The sequence below is a fragment of the Beijerinckia sp. L45 genome, from assembly GCF_009765775.1.
GTDB lineage: Bacteria > Pseudomonadota > Alphaproteobacteria > Rhizobiales > Beijerinckiaceae > RH-AL1.
Genome location: NZ_LMUU01000092.1, coordinates 1 through 10,211 on the forward strand (window position 1 = coordinate 1; position 10,211 = coordinate 10,211).

Sequence of the window (10,211 nt, forward strand, 5' to 3'; positions counted from 1 at the left end):
ACGCGGCCGCCCCGCGCAATCGCCCGCCAGCCGAGCAGCGCCACCGTCTCCGCCGCCGCGACCGAGCGCAGCGCGCGGCGCGTGCCAAACAGCATGGACGGCCGGAAATCCGCGATCAGCAGCACGGTCCGCTCGCGCTCGTCGAGATAGGTGCGGGTGTGCGGCACACCCGTGCGGGCGGTCGCGTTGTGATCGAGATGGCGGATGTCGTCGCCCTCCGACCAGACGCGGATGTCGTGCACCTCCAGCCCGCGCCCGCGCCGGCGATGGATGATGTCGCCGGGCATCGGCGAGCGTGGGAGCGTACGCGGATCGCGCATGCGCGCCGCGAGATGCCGCAGCCGCAGCAGCGCATCGACGTCGAGATCGACTCCGGCAACCATTTTACACCGGATGTACGACGTCGAGGAACTCGCCGATCACTCGCCGCGGCGTCTGCCCGTCGGCCAAAGCCCGCCATGTCAGGATCGTGCGATGGGAGAGAATGTCGGCGGCGAGGTCGGCGACGTCCTGCGGCAGCACGTGGTCGCGTCCGGCGAGGTAGGCGCGGGCTTTTGCCGCCGTGGCCAAAGCAAGCGTGCCGCGCGGCGATGCGGGATGTTCGATCTTGCTGGCGATGGCGGGGTGCAGGTCAGGCCGCCGCGCGGCGGTGACCAGCCGCACGATGTAGTCTTTCACCGCCGGCGACAGGAACACCCGCATCGCCGCCGCCCGCGCTTGCCCGATCTCGGCCGCGCCGATCGGCGCCAGGGTCGACGCGTTCTGCTCGCCTGCGGCTTCGCCCTCGACGAGGTCGAGGATTCGCCGCTCCGTCGCGGCATCGGGCAAAGTAACTTCCACCTTCAGCATGAAGCGGTCGAGTTGCGCCTCCGGCAGCGGGAACGTGCCTTCGTGCTCGATGGGGTTTTGCGTCGCCACGACCATGAACGGGTCGGGCAGAACGTGGGTCACGCCGGCCGCGGTGACCTGCGTCTCGGCCATCGCCTCGAGCAGCGCCGACTGCACTTTCGGTGGGGCGCGGTTGATCTCGTCCACCAGCACGAGACTGTGGAAGATCGGTCCGGGCACGAACTCGAAAGTGCCGCTGTCCGGCCGCCAGATCGAGGTGCCTGTGAGATCGGCGGGCATCAGGTCCGGCGTGCACTGGATCCGGGCAAACGGCGCATGCACGCCCTGCGACAGCAGCTTTACGGCGCGGGTTTTGGCAAGGCCGGGCGAGCCTTCGACGAGGAGATGCCCCCCGGCGAGCAGTCCGATCAGCAGCCGCTCGACGAGCAGCGAGGCGCCGACGAGCCGGTCTTCCAGAAATGTCTTGAGGTCTCCGAATCGCGCCTGAACGCTCACGTCGTCATGCTGCTCAGCATGGAATCCGGCATCCGCCCGCATCAACCATAACCTCCCGGGTCAGTCGCGGGGCCTCGAGGGCCCATATCGCTTTCAACCCTGAGGGCGGAGCCGCTGATCTGACGACGGCAATGTGACGGTCAGGAACCACTGCTGTCAACGTGGGGGCCCAAAAGCCCCCAGGTTCGGCAGCCGGGCGCGCCTTTCAGGCGCCGCTCAGGAGCTTTTCGGTGCGCGCGGTCTCGATCCGGTTGATGAACCGCCCGGCCTCGTGGATGTCGCGCATGTTCTTGGCGAGGGCGAAGCAGGACTGCACGAGAAGCAGCACGCCCATGGCGAAGTAGCCTTTGACCCACCAATCGAGGGGCAGAAACAAAATGCCGCCGCCGACCATGGCGATGGAAATGCCGAAGGAGAGATAGCCGAACGCGATCCAGGCGGAGGTCGGGCGGCCGATGGTCTGGGTGTCATGGTCCATGATGTTCGATCCTTTCGAGAGGGGATGCTCAGGCTTCGGGAAGAGAAACGGGCGGCGCGGCGATGGCCCGCAGCCGCGCCATGACGTCGGAGGCGCGAATGCGGGCGGGACGGCCTAAGCCGGCTTCGGCGAGGTCGTCCGCCACCGTGGCGGCCGGCGGCGCAAACGCCAGGCGGACGGCCTCACGGTCTGCGTTGGCGGCTTCGATACGGACCAGCGCGGCTTCGGCGCGCGTCATCGGATCCGATCCGTCGGCGGCCGGTGTGAAACCGGCGAGAGCCGACCCGACCAGGGCGAGGCGGCGGCCGCGATCGAGCTCGGCCAGGCGGCGGCGCTGCGCCTCGACCTCGCGACGAGCGCGCCCGACATTTTCGGCGAAGCGGTCGGCCGCGGCCACTGATGCCGCGATCTCGGTTTCGATCGCGGCGATCGCATCGGCCGCACGAGCGGCGAGATCGACGCGGCCGCTTTTCAACGCTGCGACGGCCCGCTCCTGAAGATCCGCGGCATCGGCGGCGCGAGCGGCGCGGCGCTGGGCCTCACGGTCTTCCTCGGCGACGGCAAGGGCGAGGGCCCGCCGCGCCATGACGTGGGCGTCGCCGGCCGCGGCGAGCGATCGGTCCAGGTCCCGGTCACTTTCCCGCACGTGGCTGCGCTCGGGAAGAAGCAGGTCGGCAATACGGGACTTCAAGTTTAGCAACATGGCTCAACTCCGTTATGAACAACGTTCACAGGTCATGTTTCGCATGCTTCTGACGCCGGATCAAGAAAAAATTGAACGTCGTTCACGGTCTCGCATCGGTCGATTGGCGGAGGGCGACGGCATGGTCACATCGCGAGCGGGCTGACGCTTCTGGCGTCCCAAGGCAGATAAACCGCGACAGCACTCGCAAGGCGGCTGGCTTTTGAAATCAGGCCGTAACGGCGACCTGCCAAGGGGTCGAGGCCTGACGGAGAAGATTATTCTTCCCCAATGCTTCTACGGCAAACATTCGCCTCCGATCCCGCTGAAATACGAACTTCGGTTTCATCGACGCCGCCCCCCTTTTACCCCACTTTAGTCGGGTCTCCGGCGCGCCTCCCAAAGGCCGGGCCGGCGGCCGACGCGTGCCGTCGACTTGATGATCCAGAGGCCTCGATGACTGATGCAACACTGATGACCGATGCCGCGCTCGGACGCGAAGCCAAGCGCGCCGCGCCGCGCAGGCCCGCTTTCAAAATCGGTGCATCGCTCGGCTGGCTCGTTCCGGTTCTGCTGCTGGTGGCCTGGCAGGTTTCCGCCTCCACCGGCGCGCTGTCGTCGAGCATCCTTCCCAATCCGCTTGATGTCATCAAGGCGGCGTGGCGGCTGACCCTCAGCGGCGAACTTTTGAGCAATGTCGAGGTCAGCGCGATGCGCGCCTTCGCCGGCCTGATCGTCGGCGGCGGCATCGGCCTGGCTTTCGCCTTTGCCAACGGTCTGTCGCGCTGGTCGGACGGCCTCACCGACACGACGCTGCAGATGGTCCGCAACGTGCCCCATCTTGCACTGATCCCGCTCGTCATCGTCTGGTTCGGCATCGACGAAGGGGCCAAACTGTTTCTCGTCGCGCTCGGCGTCTTCTTTCCCATCTACCTCAACACGCTGCACGGCATTCGCGCCGTCGATCCGCAGCTGGTCGAGATGGGCCGCAGCTACGGGATGCATTCGCGCACCCTGTTCTGGCGCATCATCCTGCCCGGCGCCCTGCCCTCGATCTTCGTCGGCCTGCGCTTCGCGCTCGGCATCACCTGGCTTACCCTGATCGTCGCCGAGACGATCGCGGCCCAGTCCGGCATCGGCTACATGGCCATGCAGGCGCGCGAGTTCATGCAGCTCGATGTCGTGGTGCTGGCGATCCTCATCTACGCCGTGCTCGGCAAGCTTGCGGACAGCAGCGTCCGGGTGCTGGAGCGGCTGTTCCTCTCCTGGAACCCGGCCTACGTGCAGACCGGAGCCCGTTGATGAGCCCCGTATCAACCGGCCTCGCCGTCACCGCCCGCGGCCTGTCGAAGAGCTTTGGCGACCGCGCCGTGCTTTCGAACCTCGACCTGCATGTGCCCGCCGGGCAGTTTTTGGCCATCGTCGGCCGCAGCGGCTGTGGCAAGAGCACGCTGCTGCGCATGCTGACCGGCCTCGACACTCCGACATCCGGGTCGTTCTGGTTCGGCGAGGCGCGCCACGCGCCACTGCCGAAATCCGACGTCCGCGTGATGTTCCAGGAGCCGCGGCTGCTCCCCTGGGCGCGCGTCGCCGCCAATGTCGAAGTCGGTCTGACAGGCGGCGATGGATTGAACGCCCAGGCGCGCGCGCTCGACGCGCTGAGCGAGGTCGGCCTGGCCGACCGCGCGACGCAATGGCCGGCGACGCTCTCCGGCGGTCAAAAGCAGCGCGTCGCCTTGGCCCGCGCGCTCGTCTCGCGGCCGAAACTGCTCGCCCTCGACGAACCGCTCGGCGCGCTCGACGCGCTGACGCGGATCGAGATGCAGGGCCTGATCGAGCGCGTCTATCTCGAGCAGGGTTTTACCGCGATCCTCGTCACCCACGATGTCCGCGAGGCCCTGGCCCTGGCCGACCGCGTCGTGATGATCGAGAACGGCGCCATCGCGCTCGACGTCGAGGTCGATCTGCCGCGGCCGCGTCGTCGCGGCGCTATGGAAACAGCCGCCCTCGAAGAGCGCATTCTCTCCCGCTTGCTGCAACCTGCGGCGGCCGTGGCCGCTTAATTCTCAGATCCGGCGGGATGGCATCGCCATGTCCGCCGATCCCAGACGGACAAGAGTTCATGAGCACCGCACCCACCGAAGCCAACGTTCTCTGGTTCCTGCCGACGCACGGCGATGGCCGCTATCTCGGCACCTCCCACGGCGCGCGGAGCATCTCGCTGGGCTACCTGTCGCAAGTCGCCAGGGCGGCCGACGAGCTCGGCTATTACGGCGTTCTGCTGCCGACCGGGCGCTCCTGCGAGGACTCTTGGGTCATCGCCTCGGCCATGGTGCCGCTGACCACCCGCCTGCGCTACCTCGTGGCGGTGCGGCCAGGCCTGCAGTCGCCGACGGTCGCGGCCCGGATGACGGCGACGCTCGATCGCATCTCCAATGGCCGATTGCTGATCAACGTCGTCACCGGCGGCGACCCCGTCGAGAACAAGGGTGACGGCATCTTCCTCGCCCACGACGAGCGCTATGAGGTCACCGAAGAGTTCTTGCAGATCTACACCCGGCTGCTCGCGGGCGAGACGTTCGATTTCGCCGGCAAGCACCTGCAGGTCGAAGGCAGCAAGATCCTTTATCCTCCGGTCCAGCAGCCGCATCCCCCGCTCTACTTCGGCGGCTCGTCGCCGGCCGGCCAGGACGTCGCCGCGAAGGTCGTGCAAAAGTACCTGACCTGGGGCGAGCCCCCGGCCGCCGTTGCCGCCAAGGTCGCGAGCATGAAGGCGCTCGCCGCCGCACAGGGCCGCGAAATGACCTTCGGCATCCGCCTGCACGTCATCGTCCGCGAAACCAACGAAGAAGCCTGGGCCGACGCCGCGAAGCTCATCGAACACGTCGACGAGAAGGCCATCGCCGACGCGCGGAAACTGTATGCGCGCATGGATTCCATCGGCCAGAGCCGCATGGCCGCGCTCCATGGCGGCCAGCGCGACAAGCTCGAAGTGAGCCCCAACCTGTGGGCTGGCGTCGGTCTGGTGCGCGGCGGCGCCGGCACGGCCCTCGTCGGCGACGCCGAGACCGTGGCGGAACGGATGCGCGAATATATGCGCGCCGGCATCGACACGTTCATCATGTCGGGCTACCCGCACCTGGAAGAAGCCTATCGCTTCGCCGAACTGGTGCTGCCGCGGCTGCCGCTGGCAGAGGGCACCAAGGCGCCGGCGACAGCCAAGACCCATCGGGGCCCGTTCGGCGAGATGATCGGCAACAGCTACGCACCGCCCGCGCATGTCTCCGCGTCTTAAGCGGAGCGTGCGATGACCGTCCTTACGCGTCGTGCCCTGGTCGGCGCATCAGCCGCGATGGTCGTGGTATCCGCGACGCCGGGACGCGCCGCCGGCAAAGTGATGCGCGTCGGCTACCAGAAATACGGCAACCTGCTGCTGCTGAAGACGAGCGGCGTTCTCGAATCGAAGCTCAGGCCGCTCGGCTATGACGTGGAGTGGCGGGAGTTCTTGTCCGGGCCGCCGCTGATGGAGGCGCTTGGCGCCGGCGCCATCGACTTCGGGACGGCTGGGGAGACGCCGCCGATCTTCGCGCAGGCCGCGGGATCGCCGATCCTGTATCTCGGCACGGAACCGCCGGCGCCGCGGAGCGAAGCCATCCTCGTGCCCGAGGGCAGCACGATTAAGACGCTTGCCGATCTCAGGGGCAAGCGCATCGCCCTGAATAAGGGCTCCAACGTCCACGTCCTCTATGTCCGGGCGTTGGAAAAGGCCGGGATCGCCTACAAGGACGTCACCACCGTGTACCTGTCGCCGCCGGACGGCCGGGCGGCGTTCGAGCGCAAATCCGTCGACGCCTGGGTGATCTGGGATCCCTATCTCGCGGCGGCACAGGCCGCCGGCAACACCCGCGTCCTCGCCGACGCGACGGGTCTGGCCGCCAACCGCCAATTCTATCTCGGCACCAAGCGGTTCACGGATCAGGCGGCCATTGCGGCGTTCAAAGCGGCGGTGACGGATATCGACGCCAAGACCATCGGCGCCACGGCGGCCGCGGCAACAGTGGTCAGCCCGGCTGTCGGTCTGCCGGAGCCGATCGTCGCCACGGCGCTGGCGCGCCAGACCTGGGGCATCGGTCCGGTCGACGCCGGAATCGTCGGGGAGCAGCAGGCGACCGCGGATACGTTCTTCAAGCTCGGGCTGATCCCGAGGGCGATCCGGATCGCGGACGCGATCCCAGCGTAGCAGTTCGCCACGAAACCGGTCCGCAGCGCCCCCAACGTGAGGTCACAAAAGGGCGCTTCGAACGCGGTTGGCTACCGCCAGAACGTTTTCCACAAAAGTGGCAGACTTTCGCAATCGAGAAATCGCTCTACCTTCTTGAGAAGCGAGCGATTTCCAATCGTTTTGGTGATTCCACCATAGTGGAAAGCGCTCTAGGCGACCCGCCCATATGCCGCGCGCCAATAGACCAGCGCCCCGTTGCCGCCGAAGGCGCGGGATTCCGTGACGCGACCGATGACGATCGTGTGGGAGAACTTCTCGATCAGCTCTTCGACTTCGCACTCGAACGAGGCGAGCGCATTGGCCAGCACCGGCGGGTAGCCGTCCCGCCCGATCCACTCGCCGCCGGCGAAGCGGTCGGCACCCTGGCTACCGTCGCGCCCGGCGAAACGATCGGCGATCTCCTGATGGTCATGGCCCAGAATGCTCACCCCGAAGCGCCCATGGCTGCGGAGGAGCGGCATGCCGGAGGCGCTCTGCTTGACGCAGACGATGAGGCTCGGCGGCTCCGCGGAGAGCGATGTGACGGACGTCGCCGTCAGGCCGCCGCGCGCCGCGCCGGAGCCGACGGTGATGATGCTGACGCCTCCGACGAGATGCCGCATCGCCGCGCGAAACGCGTCGGGGTCTGCCGCGGTGAGCGGAGCGCTGCCTTGGAGGCTGCCGGTCGGCAAGGGTGCATTCATGGGTCTGCCCGCAATCGAAAGCGCCTGAGCGCCGTGTGCTTTCCCCATATGTAGAGCGCTATGACTATGCGAGCAACGCACTGCAGCATTTTCGTGCGCATTCAAGATGTTGTGCTTAAAACGCGGCTTCCTGAAGAAAAAATGTCCTGAATGGAGCACATCGACGACGGTTTGCTTCCCGGCTAGGCATTTTGTCGCCGGCATGATTTGGCCGACGGCCGTCCGGTTCGGGCAGCCCTGAGCCCTATGAGGGCGCGAGCCGCAATCCTATGGCGAGGGGCTCACGCGGCGGCAAGTCAAACGGGCCTGTTCTGCGCAAACAAATCGTCCGCCGCCTTATGTATCGTGAAATAGCGTCAAACCTTATACGAATGTAGCGCAAGACATTTCGACCTCCAGAGCCTACAGGACGAGTCGTTTTTTCCGAGGTCCTTCCATGGCGCTGTTTCTCAGCGCTTGCTGTCTTGTAAGTGCCACCATTCTAGCAAGCGTTTCGCAAAAATATGTTCGCTACCTTTTTGTTCTAGAAATATTGTCAGGCGTTCTTCTGTTGCTAGGTCTGTCGATTACGGGCTGGTACTTACACATCAAGCTTTGACGGGTATCGACGTCGCGTTCGACGGACGTTTATTGACCGGATGCCGCAGGCGGTTGCGGTATCCGTTCGACGGGGGCCGCCTTGTCATCGCGGCCCGAGCGCATGATAGGGTCGGTGCGGCGCGCGACGCGCCGGACAGGGACACCGCGATCAACATGTCGGGCAAGACCAGCGACGACCAGAAGAAACTCAGCGCCAAGGACATCACCAAGGTGCTGGATCGCTATCGCATCGCATCCGGCGATGGGTTCAAGCTCGCCGACCACGCGCCGGACGATCTTTTTCCCGCCGACCTCGTCAAAAGCTGCGCCGAAGACCTCTTGCAGGCCGGCGTGGCTCGCCTCGCGGCCCTGCAGGAAAAACTCTACGCCAACGGCACTTGGTCGGTCCTGGTCGTGCTGCAGGCCCTGGACGCGGCCGGCAAGGATTCGACGGTCAAGCACGTGATGTCGGGGGTCAATCCACAGGGCGTCACCGTCACTTCCTTCAAGGCGCCAACCGCCAACGAGCTTGCGCATGATTTTCTCTGGCGCATTTCGGCCGCGCTTCCCGAGCGCGGAAAGATCGGCGTGTTCAACCGTTCGCATTACGAAGACGTGATCGTCGGGCGCGCGCGGCCCGAGCTTCTCGGCCAGAGCCGGCTGCCGCCGCGCGTCGCGCAGGATGTGCGGGTCTGGGAGCGCCGGCAGGATGACATCGTCGCCTTCGAGCGGCACCTGGCGAACGAGGGCACCAAGGTCCTCAAGATCTTTCTGAACGTCGGCCGCGAGGAACAGAAGAAACGCCTGCTGGCGCGGCTCGACGATCCCGACAAGACCTGGAAGTTCGACGCCGGCGACCTGAAGACCCGCGCCTTATGGCCGGCCTATCACGAGGCCTACCAGACCGTGATCGCGGCGACGGCGACCCCGGAGGCGCCGTGGTTCGTGGTGCCGGCCGATCGCAAGTGGTTCACCCGCTGGGTCGTCGTCGAGGCGATCATCGAGGCGTTGAGCGCGCTCGACCTGCAGCCGCCGCCGCTGACACCCGAGGATCGCGCCGCGAACGCGCAGGCGCGGGCCGCGTTGGAGCGCGACTAGCCTAACCCGGGCCGCGCCGCGGTCGACAAGCAACGCCGCCTTCGCTAGACCGGCGTCGCTTGGCCGGGGCGCGTCTCGCGACGCCGGCCAAGCGAAGAGCGCCTTAACCGGTCGGGATTTCACCGGGCCGGAAGCGCTCGAAGGGAGACCTTATGAGCAAAGTGATCGTTCTCTATCCCAAGCCCGCCGATCCCGCGCAGTTCGACACGCATTTCCGCACCGTCCACATGCCGCTCGTGAAGAAGATGCCGGGCCTGCGCAGCTTCAGCTTCGGGCCCGCCTCGGGGCTCGACATGGCACCAGGTGCCTTCTTCTGGTGCTTCATCGGCACGTTCGACAGCCACCAGGCCATTCTCGACGCGTTCGGCACGCCCGAGGGCCAGGCGGCCGTCGCCGACATCCCGAACTACTCGCCCGTCGGCCCGACCATTCTCTATCTCGACGAGACCACGGTTTAAGCCTCTTCCAAAAGCGCCCGCGCGAACCGCGCGGGCGTTAAACGTCAGCTCATATTCGGCATGACGAACTCGGCGCCGGCGCGGATGCCGGTCGGCCAGCGGCTCGTGATCGTCTTCAGGCGGGTGTAGAAGCGCACGCCCTCCATCCCGTGCATGTGGTGGTCGCCGAACAGCGACGCCTTCCAGCCGCCGAAGGAGTGGAACGCCATCGGCACCGGGATCGGCACGTTGATGCCGACCATGCCGACCTGGATCTCCGCCGCGAACTCGCGCGCCGCGTCGCCGTCGCGGGTGAAGATCGCGGTGCCGTTGCCGAACTCGTGGTCGTTGATCAGTTTGACCGCACTCTTGTAGTCCGCCGCCCGCGTCACCGCGAGGACGGGGCCGAAAATCTCCTCCTTGTAGATCGTCATGTCCGGCGTGACATGGTCGAACAGGCTGCCGCCGATGAAGTAGCCGTTCTCGTAGCCCTGCAGCGCCAGGCCGCGCCCGTCGACGACGAGCTCGGCGCCCGCGGCGACGCCGGCATCGATGTAGCCGCTGACTTTGGCCAGATGCTGGCTGGTGACCAGCGGCCCCATCTCGGCCTCGGGATCGGTTCCCGGCC

Annotated in this window: 12 protein-coding genes; 6 read left to right on the forward strand and 6 right to left on the reverse strand. The window is 66.5% G+C overall.

The genetic code is table 11. The features are described 5' to 3' along the window. From GSQ79_RS09420 to GSQ79_RS09435, 4 genes are all read right to left on the reverse strand, one after another. Window positions 1-383: DUF58 domain-containing protein (locus tag GSQ79_RS09420; protein ID WP_158808463.1), on the reverse strand; the 383-nt coding region annotated here is incomplete at its 3' end. A 1-nt stretch (window position 384) separates the two neighbouring features. Continuing rightward, a complete protein-coding gene (locus GSQ79_RS09425; protein ID WP_158808464.1) occupies window positions 385-1,386 on the reverse strand; it encodes a MoxR family ATPase in 1,002 nt (333 codons plus the stop codon). A 163-nt stretch (window positions 1,387-1,549) separates the two neighbouring features. Next, window positions 1,550-1,822, reverse strand: coding sequence for a YiaA/YiaB family inner membrane protein (locus GSQ79_RS09430; protein WP_158808465.1), 273 nt, complete (start codon window positions 1,820-1,822; stop codon window positions 1,550-1,552). A 28-nt stretch (window positions 1,823-1,850) separates the two neighbouring features. Next, window positions 1,851-2,525, reverse strand: a complete 675-nt coding sequence (locus GSQ79_RS09435; RefSeq protein ID WP_158808466.1) for a PspA/IM30 family protein — start codon at window positions 2,523-2,525, stop codon at window positions 1,851-1,853. Between the two features lie 435 nt (window positions 2,526-2,960). Between GSQ79_RS09435 and GSQ79_RS09440 the strand changes: the two genes are divergently transcribed. From GSQ79_RS09440 to GSQ79_RS09455, 4 genes are read left to right on the forward strand one after another with little or no spacing between them, the layout of a single operon-like run. Then, window positions 2,961-3,806 (forward strand): ABC transporter permease subunit, encoded by an 846-nt coding sequence (locus GSQ79_RS09440; RefSeq protein WP_158808467.1) that lies wholly within the window; start codon window positions 2,961-2,963, stop codon window positions 3,804-3,806. Beyond that, entirely contained in the window at window positions 3,806-4,567 is a 762-nt protein-coding gene (locus GSQ79_RS09445; protein WP_158808468.1) for an ATP-binding cassette domain-containing protein, read from the forward strand. The genes GSQ79_RS09440 and GSQ79_RS09445 overlap by 1 nt, the downstream gene beginning before the upstream one ends. A 59-nt stretch (window positions 4,568-4,626) precedes the next feature. Continuing rightward, window positions 4,627-5,799 carry an FMNH2-dependent alkanesulfonate monooxygenase gene (ssuD, locus tag GSQ79_RS09450; protein ID WP_158808469.1) on the forward strand — a complete coding sequence of 391 codons (1,173 nt, stop codon included), beginning with the start codon at window positions 4,627-4,629 and terminating at the stop codon, window positions 5,797-5,799. A 12-nt stretch (window positions 5,800-5,811) separates the two neighbouring features. Then, entirely contained in the window at window positions 5,812-6,744 is a 933-nt protein-coding gene (locus tag GSQ79_RS09455) for an aliphatic sulfonate ABC transporter substrate-binding protein (RefSeq protein ID WP_158808470.1), read from the forward strand. A 191-nt stretch (window positions 6,745-6,935) separates the two neighbouring features. Here GSQ79_RS09455 and GSQ79_RS09460 read toward each other — a convergent pair whose 3' ends face one another. Then, window positions 6,936-7,469 carry a flavin reductase family protein gene (locus GSQ79_RS09460; RefSeq protein ID WP_158808471.1) on the reverse strand — a complete coding sequence of 178 codons (534 nt, stop codon included), beginning with the start codon at window positions 7,467-7,469 and terminating at the stop codon, window positions 6,936-6,938. 651 nt (window positions 7,470-8,120) lie between these two features. On the opposite strand from GSQ79_RS09460, the gene GSQ79_RS09465 reads away from it, so the two are divergent. Both GSQ79_RS09465 and GSQ79_RS09470 read left to right on the forward strand, forming a co-directional pair. Further along, window positions 8,121-9,146, forward strand: a complete 1,026-nt coding sequence (locus GSQ79_RS09465) for a polyphosphate kinase 2 family protein (RefSeq protein ID WP_246725223.1) — start codon at window positions 8,121-8,123, stop codon at window positions 9,144-9,146. A 152-nt stretch (window positions 9,147-9,298) separates the two neighbouring features. Then, window positions 9,299-9,604 carry an EthD family reductase gene (locus GSQ79_RS09470; protein WP_158808472.1) on the forward strand — a complete coding sequence of 102 codons (306 nt, stop codon included), beginning with the start codon at window positions 9,299-9,301 and terminating at the stop codon, window positions 9,602-9,604. Between the two features lie 44 nt (window positions 9,605-9,648). Here the strand turns inward: GSQ79_RS09470 and GSQ79_RS09475 are convergent. Then, window positions 9,649-10,211, reverse strand: a 563-nt coding sequence (locus GSQ79_RS09475) for an aldehyde dehydrogenase family protein (RefSeq protein ID WP_158808488.1), incomplete at its 5' end; no start/stop codon positions are given.

Bases quoted from the DNA above. Each gene is read 5' to 3' on its own strand.
- GSQ79_RS09460 (WP_158808471.1), bottom strand. From the start codon at position 7,469: ATGAATGCACCCTTGCCGACCGGCAGCCTCCAAGGCAGCGCTCCGCTC.
- ssuD (WP_158808469.1), top strand. From the start codon at position 4,627: ATGAGCACCGCACCCACCGAAGCCAACGTTCTCTGGTTCCTGCCGACG.
- GSQ79_RS09470 (WP_158808472.1), top strand. From the start codon at position 9,299: ATGAGCAAAGTGATCGTTCTCTATCCCAAGCCCGCCGATCCCGCGCAG.
- GSQ79_RS09455 (WP_158808470.1), top strand. From the start codon at position 5,812: ATGACCGTCCTTACGCGTCGTGCCCTGGTCGGCGCATCAGCCGCGATG.
- GSQ79_RS09435 (WP_158808466.1), bottom strand. From the start codon at position 2,525: ATGTTGCTAAACTTGAAGTCCCGTATTGCCGACCTGCTTCTTCCCGAG.
- GSQ79_RS09430 (WP_158808465.1), bottom strand. From the start codon at position 1,822: ATGGACCATGACACCCAGACCATCGGCCGCCCGACCTCCGCCTGGATC.
- GSQ79_RS09445 (WP_158808468.1), top strand. From the start codon at position 3,806: ATGAGCCCCGTATCAACCGGCCTCGCCGTCACCGCCCGCGGCCTGTCG.
- GSQ79_RS09440 (WP_158808467.1), top strand. From the start codon at position 2,961: ATGACTGATGCAACACTGATGACCGATGCCGCGCTCGGACGCGAAGCC.
- GSQ79_RS09425 (WP_158808464.1), bottom strand. From the start codon at position 1,386: ATGCGGGCGGATGCCGGATTCCATGCTGAGCAGCATGACGACGTGAGC.